The sequence below is a fragment of the Limnohabitans sp. genome (assembly GCF_031539175.1).
GTDB lineage: Bacteria > Pseudomonadota > Gammaproteobacteria > Burkholderiales > Burkholderiaceae_C > Limnohabitans.
The window spans coordinates 36471-57967 of the sequence record NZ_JAVKLQ010000068.1; the positions used below are offsets into that span (position 1 = coordinate 36471).

Genomic DNA, 21497 nt, shown 5'->3' on the forward strand with positions numbered 1-21497 from the left:
AACTAAGTTACATTCATGGCCATGCTAGATCGCATCAAATCGACGCTCGCCTCTTTAGCCCCCGCCGAACAGCGTGTGGGCAAATTGCTGTTGAGCGATCCGCGTACGTTTGCGGGGTTGCCGGTCGTTGAATTGGCCGAACGTGCGCAGGTCAGCAAGCCCACGGTGGTGCGCTTCTGTCGCAGCGTGGGTTACGAAGGCCTGAGCGATTTCAAACTCAAACTCGCAGGCAGCTTGAGCGAGGGCGTGCCCTTCATCCACCGCAACGTGGGCACGGCAGACACCACGGGCGACGTGTTGGTCAAAGTCATTGACAACACGGTAGCTGCGTTTTTGAAGTACCGCAACGACGCCTCGACCGCCGCCATCGACAAAGCCGTGGACGCCATCACACTGGCCCACGCCAACAAAAACCGTTTGGAGTTTTTTGGTGTCGGCAATTCGGGCATCGTGGCGCAAGACGCGCAACACAAATTTTTCCGACTGGGTTTTCACACCATCGCCCACAGCGATGGACACTTGCAAATCATGAGCGCCTCGTTGCTCGGCCCCGGCGACTGCTTGGTCGTGGTGTCGAACTCCGGCCGCACCCGCGATTTGCAAGACGCATGTGAAATTGCCCGCAAAAACGGCGCGACCACCGTGGTCATCACCGCCTCGGGTTCGCCCTTGGCCAGCGCCGGACACATTCACCTCGCGGCCGATCATCCCGAGAGTTACGAACGCTTTAGCCCCATGGTGTCGCGCTTGCTGCACCTGATGATCATCGACGTGTTGGCCACCTCGGTGGCGCTGCGCATTGGCAGTGCTCAGCTGCAGCCTTTGCTGCGTAACATGAAACAAAACCTTTTGAACAAACGTTACTCATGAACACGACACCCACTGAAACAGGCGCACTCGACATCGTGATTTTTGGCGGTGCAGGCGACCTGTCGTTTCGCAAACTCTTACCCGCGCTCTACATGGCGCATTTGCACAGCCGACTCTCCCCAGAAACGCGCATCGTGGCGGTGGGGCGTCAGAACTGGTCACGCGAGGAGTACCTCGAATTCATCGACAAAAACTCGCCCCAGTTCATCGAAAAAAATGCATTCACGGCCGATGACTGGAAACGCTTCATGGACCGCTTGGTTTATGTGAGCCTCGACGTCACCGCCGCCAGCGACTACGCCAAACTCAAAGCCGTGTGCGATGCGCCGATGGTGCGTGTGTTTTATCTGGCCACTGCGCCCAGCCTGTTCACGCAAATTTGCGCCAATCTCTCCAGTGCCGGTTTGGTCGATGCGCAATCCCGCGTGGTGCTTGAAAAACCTTTGGGCACCGACCTCGCATCCGCCCGCGCCATCAACACCGATGTGGCCCGCTACTTTGACGAACAGCAGATCTACCGCATCGACCATTACCTCGGCAAAGAAACCGTTCAAAACCTGATGGTGCTGCGTTTTGGCAACGCCATTTTCGAGCCACTGTGGCGCGCCCCCTACATCAAGAGCGTGCAAATCACCGTGGCTGAAAGCGTGGGCGTGGGCAGCCGTGCAGGCTTTTACGACGGCGCAGGTGCCATGCGCGACATGGTGCAAAACCACTTGCTGCAACTGCTGTGCATTGTGGCCATGGAGCCTCCCATCTCATTGGGCGCAGACGATGTGCGCGACGAAAAACTCAAGGTCTTGCGCTCGCTGCGCAAGATGGATTTGGCCGACATCAAGCGCGACACCGTGCGCGGCCAATACACCGCAGGCGCCTCGGAAGGCGCCGCCGTCAAAGGCTATTTGGAAGAAGACAACGTGCCTGCGGGCAGCCGCACCGAAACCTTTGTGGCCTTGCGTGCCCAAATCAACAACGCACGTTGGGCCAATGTGCCCTTCTTCTTGCGCACGGGCAAACGCATGCAAAAGCGTCAGTCTGAAATCATCATTGAGTTCGCCGATCAACCGTTCTCCATTTTCGGCACCACGGCACACCACGAACCCAACCGCCTCATCATCAGCTTGCAACCCGAAGAGTCAATTCAGTTGGAGATGATGGTCAAAGAGCCGGGCACGGGCATGTCTTTGCACCCCGTCAAACTCGGCCTCGACTTGCAGCAATCGTCCGACAAACGCCGCGCCGAAGCGTACGAGCGTTTGTTGATGGACGTCATCAAGGGCCGCCTCACGCACTTCATGCGCCGCGACGAATTGGAAGCGGCGTGGATGTGGGTCGAACCCATCTTGGACGGCTGGCAAGCCTTGGACGACAAGCCACGCAATTACTCGGCCGGTAGCTGGGGCCCAGCCGCCTCGTCGGCATTGATGGCGCGTGAGGACTTGTCTTGGTTTGAGGAAGTCTGATGTCAGCAGACGCCTCGCTGAACCCTGCATCGCCCTTGCCTTTTTGGCAGACCGAAGCGCTCCCAAATGTGACGGTGCAGCAAGTCGCCGCAGACGCGCTCAATGCGCGCTTGGCCCAAGACATCGCGCAGCGGCTGAACGCCGCGATTGACGCGCGCGGCGTTGCCGTGCTCAGCGTGTCGGGCGGCAAATCGCCCATCGCCTTGTTTGAAGCCTTGCGCATGCAAGACATCGTCTGGGCCAAGGTGCGCATCACCTTGGTGGACGAGCGCTGCGTGCCCAACACCCACCCCGACAGCAACGCTCTGCTGGTGCAAACCCATTTGCTGCAAGGCTTGGCCGCGCAGGCGCAATTCATCCCGATGGTGAACACGTCTAACGGCGCTTTGCCTGCGCCCTTGGTGCAAGCCAAAGTGGCCGGCCTAGCGCTGATAGCCGCAGGCATTGCCGATGTGCTGGTGCTGGGCATGGGCACCGATGGCCACACCGCCTCGCTGTTTCCAGATGCCCCGAATTTGCAAGACGCTTTAGCCCCCCGCAACACGCAAGCCTGCGTGGCCATTGAGCTGGCCCATCCGCCCGCCAACGCGCCGTATGCGCGCGTGACGCAAACCCTCGCGCACATTCTGAGCGCCCGCCACATCGTGCTGCCACTCAGTGGCGCCGAGAAACTCACGACCTTGCAACAAGCTTGGGGGCGGCCCGATCCGCGCTATCCCGTCTCTTACGTGTTGCACCAAACGCAAACCCCCGTCGCACTTTGGCTGACCCCATGACCATACCTACCCCTTCGCCCGTTTCTTTGCACGCCACGTTGGCGGCCGTCACCTCGCGCATCGAACAGCGCAGCGTGGCCTCACGCCAAGCCTACTTGGATGTGCTGGCCAAAGCCAAAAAGCCCGGTCCCTATCGCGGCGGCATGGGCTGCGCCAATGCGGCCCACGCCTACGCGGCCATGCCCGCCAACGACAAATTGGTGCTGCGCCAAGAACGCCAGCCCAACGTTGGCGTCATCACCGCCTACAACGACATGCTCTCGGCCCATCAGCCGTATGAGCACTACCCCGAAAAAATCCGTGCAGCGGCACGCGCTGCGGGTGCCACTGCACAAGTGGCCGGCGGCGTGCCCGCCATGTGCGACGGCGTCACCCAAGGTGAAGACGGCATGGAGTTGTCGCTGTTCTCACGCGATGTGATCGCCTTGGCCACGGCCGTGGGCTTGTCGCACAACGTGTTTGATGCCGCCATGTTTTTGGGCGTGTGCGACAAAATCGTGCCCGGCCTGTTCATGGGGGCCTTGCAGTTTGGCCATTTGCCCGCCGTGTTTGTCCCCGCAGGCCCCATGACCTCAGGTCTATCGAACGACGACAAATCAAAGGTCCGCCAGCAATATGCACAAGGGCTGGTCAGCCGCGACGTCTTGCTCGAAGCCGAACAAGCGGCCTACCACGGCGCTGGTACCTGCACCTTTTACGGCACCGCCAACTCCAACCAAATGTTGATGGAAATCATGGGCCTGCATCTGCCCGGCTCGTCCTTTGTCAACCCAGGCACGCCTTTGCGCGAAGCCCTCACCGTCGCCGCCGTGCAGCGGGCCGTGGCGTTGTCGCAAGACAAAGAAACGGGCATGGGCTACCAAATCAACGCCAAGGTGGTGGTGAACGGCATCGTCGGCTTGCTCGCCACGGGCGGCTCGACCAACCACACCATGCACTTGATCGCCATGGCGCGCGCCGCCGGTTGGATCGTCAACTGGGACGACTTTTCTGACCTCTCGGGCGTGGTGCCTTTGCTCGCCCGCGTCTACCCCAACGGCAGCGCCGATGTGAACCACTTCCAAGCCGCAGGCGGCATGGGCTACCTCATCAGCCAATTGCTCAGCGCCGGCTTGTTGCACGACGATGTGCAAACCATCATGGGCCAAGGCTTGCATCGCTACACCGTGGAGCCTTGGCTCAACAACGGTCAACTGGCATGGCGTGACGTGCCCGCGCAATCTGCCGACGAAGCCGTGCTGCGACCTTACACACAACCTTTCAGCGCCGATGGTGGCTTGCGCTTGATGCAAGGCAACTTGGGCCGTGCGGTGGTGAAAGTCTCGGCCGTGAAGCCTGAGCACCGCCAAGTGCGTGCAGCCGCCGTGGTGGTGACCGACCAAAAAGAATTGGCCCAACTCTTCAAAGAAGGCAAGCTCGAGCGAGATTTTGTGGCCGTGGTGCGCAACCAAGGCCCACAAGCCAACGGCATGCCCGAGTTGCACAAACTCACACCCGTGTTAGGCGTGCTGCAAGACAAAGGCTTCAAAGTGGCCTTGGTCACCGATGGCCGCATGTCCGGCGCCTCAGGCAAAGTGCCCGCCGCCATTCACCTCAGCCCCGAAGCCATGAACGGCGGCAACATTGCCAAGGTGCAAAACGGCGACATCATCAGCCTCGATTGCGATGCCCAAACCTTGACCCTCGAAGTCAGTGACGCCGAATTGGCCGCGCGCACCGCCGTGATGCCCGACCTGTCCGCCTACCAACGCGGCACGGGCCGCGACCTCTTTGCCTTGTTCCGCGACAACGCGGCACATGCCGAAGACGGCGCATCACCTTTGTTGGCCCACGTGGCCTAAGGCCCCGCTCGCACCTTCACCCCAAACAACGCTCTGAACCATGACAACCATCACCAACCCCGCCTTCAGCCGCCCTGCATTCAAATCACGCGTGGTGCCCGTCATCGTCATCACCCACCCCGACCAAGCCGTGCCCATGGCGCATGCGCTGCTCGAAGGTGGTGTGGATGTGATGGAAATCACCTTGCGTCACGCCGCAGGTTTAGCGGCCATTGAACAAGTCGCCAAGCATGTGCCACACATGCACGTGGGCGCGGGCACCGTCACCCGTGCCGAAGAAATGGCCCGCGTGCAAGCCGCCGGTGCCAGCTTTGCGCTGTCACCCGGCATGACCGATGCACTCGTGCAGGCCGCCATTCAGTGCCAACTGCCCTTCATGCCCGGCGTGATGACGCCAGGCGAGGTCATGGCCGCACGCGACCATGGGTTTGGCTTGGTCAAGCTCTTTCCCGCGGCCCAAGCCGGTGGCTTGGCCATGCTCAAAGCCTTGGGCGGCCCATTGGGCGACATGCGTTTTTGCCCCACGGGCGGCGTGTCGCTGGCCAACATGGGCGAATTCTTGAAGCAGCCCAATGTGGCGATGGTCGGCGGCTCATGGCTCACGCCCGTGGATGTGGTCGAACGCGGCGATTGGGCAGAAATTACCCGATTGGCGCGTGAAGCCACAAACGCCTCTTAATTTGACGAAAATCAAGCGTATGAACACCTTCGTCCCTCCCCAACACCGCACGGCGTGGAAAGCCCTCCAACACCTGTCCGAAAGCGCGCTGCCGCATCTGCGTGATCTGCTGAAAACACCGCAACGTCACGAGCAGCTGCAAGCCAGCGGCGCAGGCATCACCATCGAATACGAACGTCAGCGCGTCAACGATGAGGTGCTGCAACAGCTGCTGGCCTTGGCCGATGAGTCGCAAGTCATGAGCCAAGCGCAAGCCATGTTCAAAGGCGAGCCCATCAACGCCACCGAACAACGCGCAGTCTTGCACGTCGCCTTGCGCGGCAGCCATGTGCCCAACCCGCCTTGGGGCCGCGACATTTCCAAGCAAGTGGCGCACGAACTGCACCGCGTTTGCACCTTCGCCGAAAAAGTGCGCGAAGGCCAAATGAAAGGTTTTGGCGGTGAGTCCATCACCGATGTGGTCAACCTCGGCATTGGTGGCTCCGACCTCGGTCCACGCATGACCACCGAAGCGCTCAGCCACTTGACCCGCGACAGCTTCAAAAACAAGGTGCGCGTGCACTACGTGTCCAACGTGGACGCATGGAGCCTATACACCACCCTCGCCCACCTCAATCCCGCACGCACCGCTTTTGTGGTGCAAAGCAAAACCTTCACCACGCAAGAAACCATGACGCTGGCCGCCTCGGCCAAGCGTTGGCTCAGCGATGGGGGCTGCCCCAGCGACCAACTGCACCAGCATTTGGTGGCGGTCACGGCCAGCCCCAAATTGTCGGCGGCGCAAGGCTTCACGCCGGAACACACCTTCGGTTTTTGGGACTGGGTAGGCGGGCGTTATTCCGTGTGGTCGGCCATTGGTTTGCCTTTGGCCATCTCGATCGGTGCGTTTGCGTTTCAAGACATGCTCTTGGGCGCACGCGCCATGGACGAGCACTTCATGACCGCGCCCAAAGAGCAAAACCTGCCGCTGTTGATGGCGCTGCTGGGTGTGTGGAACCGCAACTTCTTGGGCGCCACCACACACAACATTGCGCCCTACGCATCGCCTTTGGGCAAGTTCGCTTCGTTCTTGCAGCAGATGGACATGGAGTCCAACGGCAAGCGCACCCACATCGATGGCAGTCCGGTTGAAGTCGGCACCTCGCCTGTGCTGTGGGGCGGCTTGGGCATTGACGGTCAACACGCTTACTTTCAGTTGATCCACCAAGGTCAACACTTGGTGCCCATGGACTTCATTGGCCTGCGCACCGAACGCAGCCCCTTACCCTTCGCGGCCGAACACCACCGCGTGGTGTTGCTCAACATGCAAGCCCAAGCCCAAGCCTTGGCGATTGGCCGCAGCTTGAAAGAGACCGAGCAAGAAATGCGCGACAGCGGCATGGACGAAACCGAGGTGCAACGCTTGGCTCCGCACCGCAGCTACCCCGGCAACGTGCCCAGCACCACCATTTGGGTGGACGCCTTGACGCCGCGCAGCATGGGGGCCTTGATGGCCTTGTACGAGCACAAAGTGTTCTGCCAAGCCGCCATTTGGGGCATTCACGCCTACGACCAATGGGGCGTGGAATTGGGTAAAAAGATGGCCAAAGACATCGAAGCCGCTGACGCAGAACGCCTGAAAGACTGATGCATGTTTGAGTCCCGTGATCCTGCCGTGAGCCACGGCGCGGCCTACCCCCGTTTGCTCGGCGACATCGGTGGCACCAATGCGCGCTTTGGTTGGCAAGCGGTGGCAAACGGCCCTATTGAGCGCGTTCAAGTGTTGCCTTGTGCAGAGCACGCATCGCTGCTAGAGGCCGCACAAACCTACTTGCGTGACCAAGCCTTGAGCGTGCCGCCCTGCGCAGCCTTTGGCATTGCCAACCCCGTCACGGGCGACCAAGTGGCGATGACCAACCACCATTGGAAGTTCTCGGTCACGGCCTTGCGCGAAGGTTTGGGCGTGTCGCGCTTCTTGCTGCTCAACGACTTCACAGCCTTGGCCTTGTCGCTGACCCAGCTGCCTGCAAGCAGCAAAGTGCAAGTGGGCGGCGGTCAAGCCGCGCCAGACGCGGCGATTGGACTGATTGGCCCTGGCACAGGCTTAGGCGTGTCGGGCTTGTTTCCCGTGGGTTATCAAAACAAATGGATGCCCATCGCCGGTGAAGGCGGCCACGTCAGCCTGACCGCCACCACCTCGCACGAATTTGCGGCCATACAGCAGCTGCAAAAACGCTATGGCCATGTGTCTGCCGAGCGCGTGATCTCAGGCGCGGGCTTGGTCGATCTCTACCACGCGCTGTGCGATTTAAAAGACGGCCAAGGCCGCGAAATCACCACCCCCGCCGAAGTGCTGGAGCGTGCCCAAGAGGTGCCCACCTCCACCGCCAACGAAGCCCTCGATATGTTCTGCGGCTTCTTAGGTTCGGTGGCTGGCGACTTGGCCTTGACCTTGGGCGCACGCGGTGGCATCTACATTGGCGGCGGCATCGTGCCACGCTTGGGCCAACACTTTGAGGCCTCGCCCTTTCGCGAGCGCTTCGAAGCCAAAGGTCGCTTTAAAAAATACCTGCAAGACGTGCCCACATGGGTCATTCACAGCCCTGTCTCGCCCGCCCTGCAAGGTGCGTCAGAAGCGCTGTCGCTGACACAATGGGCTTGACATGTTTCTCGTGCTGAAGGCCCACAAGGCCCGATGCAATTTTCTTCTTTTACTCAATTAAGCCTCGCATGACTGACAACACCCCTTCAGCCAAAGCCAAACTGTCCGCCGCCGCACGCGCCACACAAATGACCAAAGACAACGAGCGTCCGCTGGTCGAAGACATTCGGCTGTTAGGCCGCATTCTGGGCGACGTGATTCGTGAGCAAGAGGGCCGCGAGTCTTACGAGTTGGTCGAGCAAGTACGCAAACTCTCGGTGGCCTTTCGCCGTGATGCCGATGCCGAGGCCGACAAAGCCCTGAAAAAACTGCTGGCTTCACTCAGCGGCGAAGCCACCGTCAGCGTGATTCGCGCCTTTACCTATTTCAGCCACTTGGCCAACTTGGCCGAAGACCGCCACCACATTCGCCGCCGCGCCATCCATGAGCGTGCGGGCGACACACAAGAAGGCAGCTTGTCTGTCGCGCTCGGCCGACTCAAAGCCGCGGGCATTGCGCCCAAAAGCATCGTGCAAACGCTGGCACACAGCCATGTGTCGCCCGTGCTCACAGCCCACCCGACCGAAGTGCAGCGCAAAAGCATCTTGGATGCCGAGCGCGGCATTGCCGTGCTGCTGGGTGAACGCGACGACATCAAATCGCGCGCCCATCCACAAACAAGTGGCAAATCCAAAGCGGGGCCCGACGCCTTGGCCGTGCGAGAGTTGGCGGCCAACGAGCTGCAAATTCGCGCGCGCGTGCTGCAGCTGTGGCAAACCCGCTTGTTGCGCTTCACCAAACTCACCGTGTCTGACGAGATTGAAAACGCGCTGAGTTACTACGAAGCCACGTTTTTGAGCGAAATCCCCAAGCTCTACGCCGACCTCGAAGCCGAGTTGGGCCACGCCCATGTGCACAGCTTTTTGCGCATGGGCCAATGGATTGGCGGTGACCGCGATGGCAACCCCAACGTCAACGCCGACACGCTGCACTACGCCCTGCGCCGACAAGCCGACGTGGCATTGCGCCACTACTTGACGGAGCTGCATTACTTGGGCACCGAGTTGTCCATGTCGGCCATGTTGGTCGATGTCACGCCCGAGATGCAAGCCTTGGCCGAGCGCTCACCCGACACCAACGCCCACCGCCAAGACGAGCCCTACCGCCGCGCCTTGACCGGCATGTACGCCCGCTTGGCCGCCACCCTCAAAAACCTCACCGGTGGCGATGCCGCGCGACATGCGGTGGCGCCACAAAACCCTTACGCGTCAGCCCAAGAACTGTTGGCCGATCTGCGCACCATCGCGCAATCGCTGCAGGCCCAACACGGCAGCGCTTTGATGGCGCAACGCCTAACGCCGCTCATGCGTGCAGTCGAGGTGTTTGGCTTTCACCTCGCCACGGTGGACCTGCGCCAAAGCTCAGACCAACACGAGTTGGTCATCGCTGAACTGCTCGCCACCGCAGGCGTGCAAGCGCACTACGCCAAGCTCAACGAAGCCCAACGCGTGGCGGTGCTGACTCAGCTGCTGCGCGACGCCCGCCCTTTGCGTGTGATGGGCGCAGCCTACTCAGACTTGGCCCGCAAAGAACTGGCGATTTTCGAGACCGCCCGCGACATGCGCGCATCCTTCGGTGCTGACGCCATCCGCCACTACATCATCAGCCACACCGAAACCGTGAGCGACTTGCTGGAAGTGCTGTTGCTGCAAAAAGAAACGGGCTTGATGCGTGGCACCTTGGACCACAAAACGTCCACCTGCGATTTGGTGGTGGTGCCTTTGTTCGAAACCATCGACGACTTGCGCCGTGCCGCCGACATCATGGGCGGCTTCTACGCCGTGCCAGGCGTGGCGGACTTGGTCAAACGCAGCGGTGCGGAACAAGACATCATGTTGGGCTATTCGGACAGCAACAAAGACGGTGGCATTTTCACCAGCAATTGGGAGCTGTACCGCGCTGAAATTGCCTTGGTCGCCTTGTTCGACGGCTTGTTCAAAGAGCATGACATCACCTTGCGCATGTTCCACGGCCGAGGTGGCACCGTGGGTCGCGGCGGCGGCCCCAGCTACCAAGCCATTTTGGCGCAGCCACCTGGCACCGTGCGTGGCCAAATTCGACTGACCGAACAAGGTGAAGTGATTGGCTCTAAATACGCCAACCCAGAAATTGGCCGCCGCAATTTAGAAACCCTCGTGGCCGCGACGCTCGAAGCCACGATGTTGCAAACCACCAAGCCCGCGCCGCCAACCTTTTTGGATGCCGCGCAATGGTTGTCCGAAGCGAGCATGAAGGCCTACCGTGGCTTGGTGTACGACACCCCCGGCTTCACCGAATACTTCTTTGCCTCGACGCCGTTACGCGAAATTGCCGAGCTGAACATTGGCTCTCGTCCCGCCAGCCGCCCCAAAGAAGGCCAAGCCTCGCCGCGCATTGAAGACTTGCGTGCCATTCCTTGGGGCTTTAGTTGGGGCCAATGCCGTTTGACGCTGCCCGGCTGGCTGGGCTTTGGCTCGGCGGTGGACCAGTTCATCCACCACCACCCCACGCTCAAACCCAAAGACGCGCTGGCTTTGCTGCAAAAAATGCAACGTCAGTGGCCGTTTTTCCGGTCATTGCTCTCCAACCTCGACATGGTGTTGGCCAAGAGCGATTTGGGCTTGGCCTCGCGCTACGCCGAGCTGGTCAGCGACACCCGCTTGCGCAAGAAAATCTTTGCCTTGATTGAAACCGAGTGGCACCGCACCTCTGACGCGCTCAAACAAGTCACGGGCGACAAACAACGCTTGGTGAACAACGCAGCGCTGGAGCGCTCCATGCGCCATCGCTTCCCCTACATCGACCCGCTGCACCATTTGCAGGTCGAGTTGATTCGCCGCTACCGCGAAGGCAAACGCCCACAAGACCGAGATGAAAAGGCCCAACGCGGCATTCACATCTCGATCAACGGCATTGCAGCCGGTTTACGCAACACAGGCTAAATACGGCGCTGGGTGCGGTAAATTAGTCGCATGGCTCATTTACTGATTGTTGAAGACGACGACTTGCTGCGTGACGGCTTGACGGACCTGTTCCGCCAAGCCGGTCACACGGTAGACCACTGCGCCGACGGCTTGAGCGCGCAAACGCTGTTGAGCGATCAGGTGGTCGACGCTGTGCTGTTGGACTTGGGCCTTCCCAAACTCGATGGCATGACTTTGCTGCGCTGGATTCGCCAACACTTTGAAAGCCTGCCCGTGATGATCTTGACCGCCCGCGATGGCGTGGATGATCGGGTGGAAGGCTTGGTGGCCGGTGCCGACGACTACCTGACCAAACCCTTCAACAACGCCGAACTCTCCGCCCGTATGCAAGCCCTGCTGCGTCGCGCGCGCTTGCCCGCGTTTCAAAGCGGTGTGACCGAAACCCGCGACACCACGCCAGCCCTAGACATCGATCCAGACATGCCGCGCATGCGCATCCACGGCCAAGCCACTGACTTGACGCAACGCGAATGGGAGCTGCTGCGTCTGTTGCACCAGCGCCTCAACCAAGTGGTGAGCCGCGAGGATGTGGCCAGCGCATGGCAAAGCGAATCGGCGGAGCCTACAGCGTCCAACGCGCTGGAGGTTTACATCCATCGCCTGCGCCGCAAACTCAACGGCTCCGGCTTGAACATTCGCAACGTGCGCGGCTTGGGCTACATGCTGGAACCCGTGTGAGCGAACCCAGCCTGTCTCTGCGTCGTCAGCTGCTGCTGTGGTTGTTGTTGCCGCAGCTGGTGCTGTGGTTGGGCGGGGGTGCGCTGACCTATCGCATTGCGCGCAATTACGCAGAAAAAGGCTTAGACCAGTCGCTGATGCAATCCGTGCGATCGTTGGCACGACAAGTCAAACCTTTGGGCTCTGGCCTGTTGGTGGACTTTCCGCGCGCAGCCCAAGCCATCATTGAAGAAGACCCCGCCGATCGCGTGAGCTACATGGTGTCGTCGCCTCCAGGCAAGTTTTTGCTGGGTAACCAAGCCTTTGCAGAGCCGCCGAGCACAGGCGCACACGCCAATGAACCCGATGCGCCCGTGTTTTATCGGATGGAGCTGGCGGGCAAACCCATGCGCGCTGTGTCTTTGGAAGCGGCCTACGGTGACGCCGAGACCCCGCAACGCTTGCGCGTGCAGCTGGCCAAAAGTTATGTCGCGCGCGAACGCATTGCCGAAGAACTGATTGCCGATTTGCTGGCGCCCCTGCTGCTGTTGGGCGTGGTGCTGAGCATCTTGGTGTATGCCGGTATCAAACGGGGCATGGCACCGCTCACCAAACTTGAAAAACAATTGCAAGAACGGTCCGTGTCTGAATTGACGCCCCTGGAGCTGACCACAGCGCCCACCGAAGTCCATGCGCTGGTGGCGTCGATCAACCGTTTGCTGCTGGCGGTACGGCGCAACGTGAGTCAAGAGAAACGCTTCATCAACGACGCGGCCCATCAGTTGAGAACGCCCTTGGCAGGCATCATCAACCAAACCGAATTGGCACTGAACGAGCCCGATGCCAGCCTGCTCAAAGCGCGGTTGCACAAAGTGCATGCAGGCGCACAACGCAGCGCACATTTGGTCAACCAACTGTTGGCCTTGGCGCGCAGCGGTACCGAAGTGCCCATGACGCACTTAGATTTGGCCAGCCTTGCGCAAGATGTGGCGCGCGAACTCAGCCCACGCGCCGTGGCACAAAAAGTCGATTTGGGCTACGAGGGCGATGCCCATGTTTGGGTGAATGGCTCGGTGGTGTTGCTGCGCGAAGCCATCACCAACGTGATCGACAACGCGCTGCGCTACGGCGCCGTCGGCGTGGCCGAAGACGGTACAGCCACCATCACGGTGTCGGTGCGACAACAAGGCCAAGACTGCGTTTTGGCCGTAGAAGACAACGGATCAGGTCTGAGCGATGCACAGCGTGAGCACGCTTTTGACCGTTTTTGGCGGGCCAACGAATTGCCGGGCGGCTGCGGGCTGGGTCTGTCCATCGTGCAAGAAATTGCACGTCGCCATGGCGGCGAAGCGCGCGTGTTGCCTGTGCTGCCGCAGGGCTTGCGGGTTGAGCTGACGCTCCACACCGCCCAGCCCGCGTCTTAGGCGACCCGCAGGCCTGAGGCTTGGTCAAACCAAGTGACGTGCTCGGCTTGAATCCCCAAACCCACGTTGTCACCCGGGCGCACTTGCGTTTGCGGCGCAGTACGCACGGTCACTTTACCGGCGGCCGTGTCGACCACCACGAAGGTGTCGGCCCCCGTGGGCTCCACCAAGTTCACCACACCGCGCCAAGGCGCTGCATCGTCAAAGCTCAGGTGCTCAGGACGCAAGCCCAACAGCGTTGCGCTGCCCGCCTGCGTGGGTGAAGCCAAGCTCAGCTGCGCACCGGCGATGTCAAAACGTGCATCCCCCGCGGCCGAAGTCAAGGCACGACCTTCAATCAAATTCATCGTGGGTGAACCAATGAAGGTGGCCACGTAGGTGTTGGCAGGTCGGTTGTAGATCTCGTCGGGTGTGCCGAGTTGTTGCAACACGCCGCCTTTCATCACGGCGATGCGGCTGCCCAAAGTCATGGCTTCAACTTGGTCATGCGTCACATACACGCTGGTGATGCCGCTGAGCTGGTGCAAGCGTTTGATTTCGGCACGCATCTCCACGCGCAGCTTGGCATCGAGGTTAGAGAGTGGTTCGTCAAACAAAAACAGCTGAGGGTTGCGCGCCAAAGCACGACCCATGGCGACGCGTTGACGTTGACCGCCCGACAGTTGCGAAGGACGGCGGTCCAGCAAATGCTCAATTTGCAACATGGCCGCCACTTCGGCGATGCGTGCTTGGCGCTCAGCCTTGGGCACTTTGCGAATTTCGAGCGCAAAGCCAATGTTCTCGGCCACGCTCATCGTGGGGTACAGGGCGTAGCTTTGAAACACCATCGCGATGTCCCGCTGCGCGGGTGGCACACCAACCACGTTGTGGTTAGCGATCGAGATGCTGCCTTCGGTGGGCTCTTCCAAACCCGCAATGATGTTGAGCAAGGTGGACTTGCCGCAGCCCGAGGGGCCGACCAAGATCAAGAACTCACCGGGGGCCACGTCGATGTCGATGCGCTTGAGCACCTCCACCGTGTTGTCGCCCTTGCCAAAACACTTGCGGATACCGCGAATTTCTAATGCTGAAGACATAGTCGTTCCTCTTAACCTTTGACAGCGCCGGCCGTGAGCCCGCGCACAAAATATCGCCCTGCCAGCACATAGACCAGCATGGTGGGCAAGCCCGCAATCAATGCCGCCGCCATGTCGACGTTGTAGGCTTTGACGCTGCTGGTGGTGTTGGCCAAGTTGTTCAAGCCGACGGTGATGGGCTTGGAGTCGGCGCCGCTGAAGGCCACGCCAAACAAAAAGTCGTTCCAAATTTGGGTGAATTGCCAAATCAGCGTGACCATCACGATGGGCGTGGACATGGGCACGATGATGCGGAAAAAGATCATCCAAAAACCTGCACCATCCATGCGCGCCGCGTTCATCAAATCTTTGGGAATCCCCGCGTAGTAGTTGCGAAAAAACAAGGTTGTGCTGGGCAAGCCTGCCAACAAGTGGACCAAGATCAAACCGCCAATCGAGCTGGACATGCCTAACCAGCCCAGCACTTGGCTCATGGGCAACAGCACCACTTGAAAGGGCATGAACACCCCAAACAACAGCAACGCAAACAAGGTTTCACTGCCGCGAAATTTCCACAAACTCAATACATAGCCGTTGAGCGCGCCCCATGTGGTGGAGATCAACACAGCGGGAACCGCCATCCACACCGAGTTCCAAAAGAAGGGTTCGAGGCCAGAACATTGGGCCCCCGTACAGGCCGAGTCCCACGCCAAACGCCAAGCCTCAAAGTTCAAGGACCCAGGCAGACTGACCAAGCTGTTTTGGCGGATTTCTTCGGCATCTTTGAGCGAGGTCACCAGCATCACGTAAAGCGGTGCCAAGAAGAAAACGGCACCCACAGCCAACGTGACATAAAGCAACACACGCCACAGCGTTTGCGCAGAAAAGAACTTAGTGCTCATGGTTTTTGCTCCGCAATTCGCTGTACAGATAAGGCACGACCAAGGCGGCCACCGTCGCCAGCATCATGGTCGCGCTGGCGGCACCCAAACCAATTTGTCCACGCGTGAAACTCATGGCGTACATGAAGGTGGCTGGCACATCGGTGGCGTAACCCGGGCCGCCCGAGGTGAGGGCCATGATGAGGTCAAAGCTCTTGATGGCCAAATGCGAGAGCACCATCAAGGTTGAGAAAAACACAGGTCGCAACGCAGGCAACACAATGCGCCAATAAATGCGCGGCAACGAAGCACCGTCAATCTGTGCCGCTTTGATGATGCTGTCGTCAATACCGCGCAAGCCTGCCAAAAACAAGGCCATGGCAAAACCAGCCGACTGCCAAACACCGGCAATCACCACGCAGTAAATGGCCATGTCGCTTTCGACCAGCCAACTGAAACTGAAGCTGCTCCAACCCCAATCGTGCATGAGTTTTTCCAAGCCCATGCTCGGGTTGAGCAACCACTTCCACGCCGTCCCCGTGACCACAAATGACAAAGCCATGGGGTACAGATAGACGGTGCGAATGAAGCCCTCAGCGCGCACTTTTTGGTCTAACAAAACAGCCAAAAATACACCCAGAGCCATGGCACCAGCCACATAGCCAATGCCAAAAATAGCGAGATTTTTCAGGGCAACCCACCAGCGGTCCATCTCCCACAACTTGGCGTACTGCGCCAAACCTGCCAACTCGTAGTTGGGCAACATGCGCGAGACGGTGACCGACAACACGCCGTTCCAAATCATGAACCCGTAGATGAACGCAAACCCCAGCACCAAGCCGGGAGCGACCACCATTTTGGGAATCAACGCTTCTAAACGATGCTTTTGCATCTTGAGCCTTTGTGATGTTTCAAAAAAGAGAGAAGGGGTTGCCCCCTTCCCTCACCCTCGTCTGTTCAAAACCGAGGTGGATTTACCACCAAACTTCGTACTGAACGCCAGCCAAAGTTTGTGATTTGCGGTTGTTGGCTGCAAAACCAGTGGTTGCGTTGTTGTTGGCATCCGCAGCCGCTTGGTTCCAGTTCGCCTTCGTCACGTAGAAACGCAACTCAGGACGCGACCAGAAATCGGGAGACATCGCTATCGTGGGGGCAATCGTGATCTTGTTCAAACGCTGCGATGGTGTGCTGTCACTGAACGAACGCGAGGTGGTTCCAGCGTCGAACAACATCTTAAAGTTCTTGGTGTAGGCGTAAGAAATACGACCGCCCAAAGAAGTATCTTTAACCGTGTGCGTCACCGCTGGATCGTCTGATTTGGTGGTTTGGTAACCCACCAAGGCTTGACCACCGAAGCGGCCCGACTGCCACGTGATGGAATCGGCGATGCGGTTGGTTTTCTTGCCGTAAACAGTGGCGGCACTGATGTCACCAAAACGGCCATTGATGTTGGCGTAGCCGCTGGAAGTTTGCAAGAACACGCTGTTGGTCAAACCGGGCATGCCAAAGTTCGACTGGTTGTGATTGAGGGTCAGGCCCGAACCACCGCTGCTGGCCAAGCCAGAGGTGCTGACCGAGGTCAGCAACACGCGCACTTTGCCACCGGGGTTTGTGTTGATCTCCGACACGTCCACGTTGAACTTGTTGGCCGATGTGCCGTTCGCCATTTTTTGGTCAAACGTATCGCCCGTTTGCAAAGCCGCGCCCACTTTGACGCCACCAACAGCCAAGTCAGTCACGCCAGCGCCTTGGTTGACGCCGTAGTCCATCAAGAAGTGATCGACGATGTGAATGTCTTGAATACGAAGACGGCGTTGGCCAGCCCAAATTTTGGCTTCAGGCGCGAAGCTCAAACCGGACACTTCCACAAACGCCTGCTCAGTGCCCACGTTGCCGCTGTTCCACTTGGTGGGCATGTAATCGAGCTTGTATTTCACGCCGTCGACATCAAAGGTCTTGGCGATGTTGACTTCCAAACCGTAGTCGCCTTCGTTGCCCAAACGGTACTTTTGCAAGTCACCACCGAGCGTCAAGCCACCTTTGATTTGTTGGTCTTTGTTGTAGCTGTACACGCCACCACCACGGCTGTAGCCGGTGACTTCAACGCCGCCCACATCAGCGGCAAAAGCAGTCGCGCTCAAGCAGCAGAGTGCGGCTGCCGCGCAGGTTAATTTCATTTTCATTCTTGTCTCTCCGAGGTTTTAAAAATCAACAGTCTGTCTGTTGCTTATTTGGTCGCAGCGGCTGCAACGAGGCGTTTTTGACCATCGTCGATGCTGATCTTGTCGTCGTTCCAGAACTGGCTGACCAAATCTTTGATGGCGCCTTCGGTGGCTGGCGAGATGGCCATGCCGTGGGCAACCGAGGGGACCAAGCCGCCAGTTTTGGCGGTGTCCACGAAGTCTTTGCTGGAGAGCTTGGCGCAGTCGTCAAACTTGGCCATCGACATGTTCAAGCGCACAGGGATGGAGCCCTTGTTGAGGTTGAACACTTCTTGAAATTCAGGGCTCATGATGGCGGCAGCCAAGTCGGCTTGGGCTTTTTGGGCACCGGCGTCTTTCAGCTTGAACATGGCAAATGAGTCCACGTTGAAGGTGTAGGACTTGGCTGTACCGGGTGCTGCTGCACACAAAAAGTCTTTGCCTGGCTTTTTGCCCGCAGCCACGAATTCGCCTTTGGCCCAGTCACCCATGAACTGAAAACCCGCTTTGCCTTGCATGACCATGGCGGTGGCCAAGTTCCAATCGCGGCCTGGCGAGGCGGCATCGGTGTAGCCCTTGATCTTGCGGAAGGTCTCCAACGACTTGGTCATGGTGGCGCTGCTCAAGGCTTTGGGATCGAGCTTGACCAAGGCGTCTTGGTAAAACTTGGCACCACCCACGCCCAACACCACCGACTCAAAGGTGGTGAAGTCTTGCCAGTTTTGACCACCGTGGGCCACAGCAATAAAGCCTGCCTTTTTGATTTTTTCAGCGGCGACAAAGAACTCGTCGTAGTTGGCAGGCATGGTGGCCACGCCCGCTTTTTTCAACACATCGGGGTTCGCCCACACCCAGTTCACGCGGTGCACGTTGACGGGGGCTGCCACGTAGCTGCCTTTGTATTTCATGACATTGGCCACGACTTGAGGCAGCAGGCTGTCCCACTTTTCGGCTTGCGCCACGCTGTCGAGGTTGGCCAAGACGCCTTCTTGCGCCCACTCTTGAATAGCAGGGCCTTTGATTTGCGCAGCAGCGGGCGGATTGCCCGACACCACTCGGCTCTTCAACACGGTCATCGCGTTGTCGCCACCACCACCGGCCACCGCAAAGTCTTTCCAGCTGTGGCCTTTGGACGACATGATCTTTTTCAGCTCAGCGGCCGATTTGGCCTCGCCGCCCGACGTCCAGTAGTGCAACACTTCCACTTCGCCAGCCACAGCGGCTGACACAGACACAGCGGCCACGCAGGCCAAAACAATTTTGTTGAGTTTCATGAAGTTTGTCTCTCAGTTTGAGTTAGAGGGCTCAAGCGTTGGTCTTGAGTGCGTTAATTATTCATTAATTAATTAAACAAAGTTCTAAGGATTTTCCCTAGAGGGCTGCCAATTTACACTGTGCCGATGAACACCACCACCTCCTCATTAGGCCAACGACTGGCAAACAAAGTCAGCATCATCACGGGCGCTGCACAAGGCATTGGCCTAGCAACAGCCCTCAAATTCGCCCATGAAGGCGCCATCGTGGTGCTGTGCGATGTGAAGCAAGCCGCCGTCGATGCGGCTGTGGCCCAATGCCAAGCCGCAGACGCACAAGCCGTTGGATTTGTGGTCGATGTGACCCAGCGCGAGATGGTGGACGCGATGGTCAAGTCGGTTTTGGCCAAGTTTGGGCGCATCGATGTGCTGGTCAACAACGCGGGCATCACCCAAGATGCGCGCTTGCAGAAGATGACGATTGAACAATTCGACCGCGTGATTGACGTCAACCTGCGCGGCGTGTTCCATTGCGCACAAGCCGTCACGGACACCATGGTGGCCCAAGGCAGCGGCGTGATTTTGAACGCCTCTTCTGTGGTCGGTATTTACGGCAACTTTGGCCAAACCAACTATGCCGCCACCAAGTTTGGCGTCATCGGGTTTACGAAAACTTGGAGCCGCGAACTGGGCCCCAAAGGCATTCGCGTCAATGCGGTCGCCCCAGGATTTATCGCCACCCCCATCTTGGACTCGATGCCTGAAAAAGTGATCGAAGACATGGTCCATCGTGTGCCCTTGAAGCGCTTAGGGCGCGCAGAAGACATTGCCAACGTCTATGCCTTTTTGGCCAGCGACGAGGCGGCCTACGTCAACGGGGCGGTGTTGGAAGTCTCAGGCGGCATGACGGTATGAACGACGTGCAAGCGGCGACCAGCACACACGGCACAGACAAGCACGCACCGCGCAACAAAACAGACTTGTTCGTCTCCTTCACCCTGCTCGCTTTGCAGGGTTTTGGCGGCGTGTTGGCCGTGGTGCAACGCGAGTTGGTAGACAAAAAGAAATGGCTCACGCTGGATGAATTTGTGGAAGATTGGGCGGTTGCACAAATCTTGCCCGGCCCCAACGTGGTCAACCTCTCGCTGATGATAGGTGGACGCGCCTTTGGCTTGCCCGGCGCATTGGCCGCGTTGGCGGGCTTGCTGCTAGCCCCCACGGTCTTGGTCTTGCTGATCGCCGCCGCCGTGGCTGGCGTGGCCGATACACCGACGGCACAAGGCATGTTGCGGGGCATGGGCGCAGTGTCGGCGGGTTTGATTGCCGCAGTGGGCATCAAGCTCATGGGCGCCTTGAAAAACAACCCCATGGGCCAGTTCAGCTGCCTCGCCATTGCCGCGGTGACCTTTGTGGGCATTGCCTTGTTCCGCTTGCCCTTGGCGTGGGTGCTGCTGAGTTTGGGGCCTCTGGCCAGCCTGTGGGCCAGTCACTGCATCGCCAAGCGAGGTGAGGCATGAACATCGTCTTGACCTTGGCCGATTGGTGGTCCTTGTTTTTGCATTTCGTGTCGCTGTCTTTGTTGGCCGTGGGCGGCGCCATCACCACCGCGCCCGATATTCACCGTTACTTGGTCGATGAAACACATTGGCTCAGCGACACCCAGTTCACCTCCTCCATTGCCTTGGCACAAGGCGCGCCTGGGCCCAACGTGATGTTTGTGGCCCTCATGGGCTGGAACGTCGGCCTCAACGCCGCTGGCGGCTTGGCAGCGGGTTGGCCCGCGGTGGGCTTGGCGTTGTGGGGCGTGTTGATCACCATGGTGGGCATCATGATTCCTTCGGCCACCCTCACCTTTGTGGCCACGCAATGGGCGCACCGTAACCGAGACCTGCGTGCCGTGAAAGCCTTCAAGGCAGGCATGGCCCCCATCGTGATTGCGCTCTTGATTGCAACCGGTTGGTTGCTGACCGGCAACCACGAAAACCCCGCACGTGACTGGCCGCTCTGGGCCTTAACGGGTGCCACCACACTCATTGTTTGGAAAACCAAAACGCATTTGTTGTTGCTGCTCGGTTTTGGCGCTTTGCTGGGGGCTTTGGGATGGATTTGAACCCCAAGCTGCCCACACTTCCCGCGTTTTACCAACAACGCATCGAGGCCTTGCTGGCCCGTGGTTCACGGCGTCTGTTGGGCTTGGTGGGCGCGCCGGGCGCTGGCAAATCCACCTTGGCTCAGGTGCTCGCTTCGCAATGGCCAGGGCAAATTCAAGTCGTTCCGATGGACGGGTTTCATCTGGCCAACGTCGAGTTGGACCGATTAGGGCGCAGACAGCGCAAAGGGGCTCCAGACACCTTTGATGCTTTTGGTTTTGTGGCCTTGCTCAAACGCTTGCGCACGCAAGCGGTGGACGATGTGGTGTACGCCCCCAGCTACGAACGCAGCTTGGAAGAAGGCATCGCAGGCGCCATTGCCATAGAGGCCAACACGCCGTTGTTGGTGGTGGAAGGCAACTACTTGCTGCTCAACGATTCACCGTGGAACCAAGTGCAAGCGCTGCTGGATGAAACGTGGTTTGTCGATGTGCCGCAAGACCTGCGCGTGGGCCGCCTGACCCAACGCCACCAGCAATTTGGCCGCAGCGCACAAGACGCAGCTGATTGGGTACAACACACCGACGAACCCAATGCACGTCGCATTGAGGCCGCCAAGGCCAAAGCGGACGTGATGTTCCGCTGGGACAGCTAAAAAACGGGG

Annotated in this window: 19 protein-coding genes; 14 read left to right on the forward strand and 5 right to left on the reverse strand. The window is 59.1% G+C overall.

The window, feature by feature from the left end; all coding sequences use genetic code 11:
- Positions 1 to 21 precede the first annotated feature (21 nt).
- From RMS95_RS12475 to RMS95_RS12520, 10 genes are all read left to right on the forward strand, one after another.
- Positions 22 to 870 (forward strand): SIS domain-containing protein, encoded by an 849-nt coding sequence (locus RMS95_RS12475; protein WP_310646600.1) that lies wholly within the window; start codon positions 22 to 24, stop codon positions 868 to 870.
- Entirely contained in the window at positions 867 to 2333 is a 1467-nt protein-coding gene (gene zwf / locus RMS95_RS12480) for a glucose-6-phosphate dehydrogenase (RefSeq protein WP_310646531.1), read from the forward strand. Before RMS95_RS12475 ends, zwf begins: the two co-directional genes overlap by 4 nt.
- Positions 2333 to 3109 carry a 6-phosphogluconolactonase gene (pgl, locus tag RMS95_RS12485; protein WP_310646532.1) on the forward strand — a complete coding sequence of 259 codons (777 nt, stop codon included), beginning with the start codon at positions 2333 to 2335 and terminating at the stop codon, positions 3107 to 3109. The genes zwf and pgl overlap by 1 nt, the downstream gene beginning before the upstream one ends.
- Positions 3106 to 4950, forward strand: a complete 1845-nt coding sequence (gene edd, locus RMS95_RS12490) for a phosphogluconate dehydratase (protein WP_310646533.1) — start codon at positions 3106 to 3108, stop codon at positions 4948 to 4950. Before pgl ends, edd begins: the two co-directional genes overlap by 4 nt.
- Before the next feature lie 40 nt (positions 4951 to 4990).
- Complete coding sequence (gene eda, locus RMS95_RS12495) at positions 4991 to 5629, forward strand: bifunctional 4-hydroxy-2-oxoglutarate aldolase/2-dehydro-3-deoxy-phosphogluconate aldolase (protein ID WP_310646534.1); 639 nt, start codon at positions 4991 to 4993, stop codon at positions 5627 to 5629.
- Between the two features lie 19 nt (positions 5630 to 5648).
- Positions 5649 to 7256 carry a glucose-6-phosphate isomerase gene (gene pgi, locus RMS95_RS12500; protein WP_310646535.1) on the forward strand — a complete coding sequence of 536 codons (1608 nt, stop codon included), beginning with the start codon at positions 5649 to 5651 and terminating at the stop codon, positions 7254 to 7256.
- 3 nt (positions 7257 to 7259) lie between these two features.
- Positions 7260 to 8270 (forward strand): glucokinase, encoded by a 1011-nt coding sequence (locus tag RMS95_RS12505; RefSeq protein WP_310646536.1) that lies wholly within the window; start codon positions 7260 to 7262, stop codon positions 8268 to 8270.
- Positions 8271 to 8398: 128 nt separating this feature from the next.
- Positions 8399 to 11230 carry a phosphoenolpyruvate carboxylase gene (gene ppc, locus RMS95_RS12510; protein WP_310646601.1) on the forward strand — a complete coding sequence of 944 codons (2832 nt, stop codon included), beginning with the start codon at positions 8399 to 8401 and terminating at the stop codon, positions 11228 to 11230.
- Between the two features lie 30 nt (positions 11231 to 11260).
- Entirely contained in the window at positions 11261 to 11950 is a 690-nt protein-coding gene (locus RMS95_RS12515) for a response regulator transcription factor (protein WP_310646537.1), read from the forward strand.
- On the forward strand, positions 11947 to 13353 hold the full coding sequence (locus tag RMS95_RS12520; protein ID WP_310646538.1) for a sensor histidine kinase: 1407 nt from the start codon (positions 11947 to 11949) through the stop codon (positions 13351 to 13353). The genes RMS95_RS12515 and RMS95_RS12520 overlap by 4 nt, the downstream gene beginning before the upstream one ends.
- On the opposite strand, the gene RMS95_RS12525 is transcribed toward RMS95_RS12520, so the two are convergent.
- The 5 genes from RMS95_RS12525 to RMS95_RS12545 all read right to left on the reverse strand — a co-directional run bounded on the left by RMS95_RS12525 (position 13350) and on the right by RMS95_RS12545 (position 18764).
- Positions 13350 to 14429 (reverse strand): sn-glycerol-3-phosphate ABC transporter ATP-binding protein UgpC, encoded by a 1080-nt coding sequence (locus RMS95_RS12525; RefSeq protein ID WP_310646539.1) that lies wholly within the window; start codon positions 14427 to 14429, stop codon positions 13350 to 13352. The two genes, RMS95_RS12520 and RMS95_RS12525, sit on opposite strands and share 4 nt — an antisense overlap.
- A gap of 11 nt (positions 14430 to 14440) precedes the next feature.
- On the reverse strand, positions 14441 to 15310 hold the full coding sequence (locus RMS95_RS12530; RefSeq protein WP_310646540.1) for a carbohydrate ABC transporter permease: 870 nt from the start codon (positions 15308 to 15310) through the stop codon (positions 14441 to 14443).
- Entirely contained in the window at positions 15300 to 16181 is an 882-nt protein-coding gene (locus RMS95_RS12535; RefSeq protein WP_310646541.1) for a sugar ABC transporter permease, read from the reverse strand. Before RMS95_RS12535 ends, RMS95_RS12530 begins: the two co-directional genes overlap by 11 nt.
- 82 nt (positions 16182 to 16263) lie before the next feature.
- A complete protein-coding gene (locus RMS95_RS12540; RefSeq protein WP_310646542.1) occupies positions 16264 to 17472 on the reverse strand; it encodes a carbohydrate porin in 1209 nt (402 codons plus the stop codon).
- Between the two features lie 44 nt (positions 17473 to 17516).
- Positions 17517 to 18764, reverse strand: a complete 1248-nt coding sequence (locus RMS95_RS12545; protein WP_310646543.1) for an ABC transporter substrate-binding protein — start codon at positions 18762 to 18764, stop codon at positions 17517 to 17519.
- Positions 18765 to 18890: 126 nt separating this feature from the next.
- Between RMS95_RS12545 and fabG the strand changes: the two genes are divergently transcribed.
- From fabG to RMS95_RS12565, 4 genes are read left to right on the forward strand one after another with little or no spacing between them, the layout of a single operon-like run.
- Entirely contained in the window at positions 18891 to 19658 is a 768-nt protein-coding gene (gene fabG, locus RMS95_RS12550) for a 3-oxoacyl-ACP reductase FabG (RefSeq protein ID WP_310646544.1), read from the forward strand.
- Entirely contained in the window at positions 19655 to 20260 is a 606-nt protein-coding gene (locus tag RMS95_RS12555) for a chromate transporter (protein ID WP_310646545.1), read from the forward strand. Before fabG ends, RMS95_RS12555 begins: the two co-directional genes overlap by 4 nt.
- Positions 20257 to 20853, forward strand: a complete 597-nt coding sequence (locus RMS95_RS12560) for a chromate transporter (protein ID WP_310646546.1) — start codon at positions 20257 to 20259, stop codon at positions 20851 to 20853. Before RMS95_RS12555 ends, RMS95_RS12560 begins: the two co-directional genes overlap by 4 nt.
- Positions 20844 to 21488, forward strand: a complete 645-nt coding sequence (locus RMS95_RS12565) for a nucleoside/nucleotide kinase family protein (RefSeq protein WP_310646547.1) — start codon at positions 20844 to 20846, stop codon at positions 21486 to 21488. The genes RMS95_RS12560 and RMS95_RS12565 overlap by 10 nt, the downstream gene beginning before the upstream one ends.
- The last annotated feature ends 9 nt before the right edge of the window (positions 21489 to 21497 follow it).

Coding starts and splice junctions, on each gene's coding strand:
- RMS95_RS12475 (WP_310646600.1), top strand. CDS start 22: ATGCTAGATCGCATCAAATCGACGCTCGCCTCTTTAGCCCCCGCCGAA.
- zwf (WP_310646531.1), top strand. CDS start 867: ATGAACACGACACCCACTGAAACAGGCGCACTCGACATCGTGATTTTT.
- pgl (WP_310646532.1), top strand. CDS start 2,333: ATGTCAGCAGACGCCTCGCTGAACCCTGCATCGCCCTTGCCTTTTTGG.
- edd (WP_310646533.1), top strand. CDS start 3,106: ATGACCATACCTACCCCTTCGCCCGTTTCTTTGCACGCCACGTTGGCG.
- eda (WP_310646534.1), top strand. CDS start 4,991: ATGACAACCATCACCAACCCCGCCTTCAGCCGCCCTGCATTCAAATCA.
- pgi (WP_310646535.1), top strand. CDS start 5,649: ATGAACACCTTCGTCCCTCCCCAACACCGCACGGCGTGGAAAGCCCTC.
- RMS95_RS12505 (WP_310646536.1), top strand. CDS start 7,260: ATGTTTGAGTCCCGTGATCCTGCCGTGAGCCACGGCGCGGCCTACCCC.
- ppc (WP_310646601.1), top strand. CDS start 8,399: ATGACCAAAGACAACGAGCGTCCGCTGGTCGAAGACATTCGGCTGTTA.
- RMS95_RS12515 (WP_310646537.1), top strand. CDS start 11,261: ATGGCTCATTTACTGATTGTTGAAGACGACGACTTGCTGCGTGACGGC.
- RMS95_RS12525 (WP_310646539.1), bottom strand. CDS start 14,429: ATGTCTTCAGCATTAGAAATTCGCGGTATCCGCAAGTGTTTTGGCAAG.
- RMS95_RS12530 (WP_310646540.1), bottom strand. CDS start 15,310: ATGAGCACTAAGTTCTTTTCTGCGCAAACGCTGTGGCGTGTGTTGCTT.
- RMS95_RS12535 (WP_310646541.1), bottom strand. CDS start 16,181: ATGCAAAAGCATCGTTTAGAAGCGTTGATTCCCAAAATGGTGGTCGCT.
- RMS95_RS12540 (WP_310646542.1), bottom strand. CDS start 17,472: ATGAAAATGAAATTAACCTGCGCGGCAGCCGCACTCTGCTGCTTGAGC.
- RMS95_RS12545 (WP_310646543.1), bottom strand. CDS start 18,764: ATGAAACTCAACAAAATTGTTTTGGCCTGCGTGGCCGCTGTGTCTGTG.
- fabG (WP_310646544.1), top strand. CDS start 18,891: ATGAACACCACCACCTCCTCATTAGGCCAACGACTGGCAAACAAAGTC.
- RMS95_RS12555 (WP_310646545.1), top strand. CDS start 19,655: ATGAACGACGTGCAAGCGGCGACCAGCACACACGGCACAGACAAGCAC.
- RMS95_RS12560 (WP_310646546.1), top strand. CDS start 20,257: ATGAACATCGTCTTGACCTTGGCCGATTGGTGGTCCTTGTTTTTGCAT.
- RMS95_RS12565 (WP_310646547.1), top strand. CDS start 20,844: ATGGATTTGAACCCCAAGCTGCCCACACTTCCCGCGTTTTACCAACAA.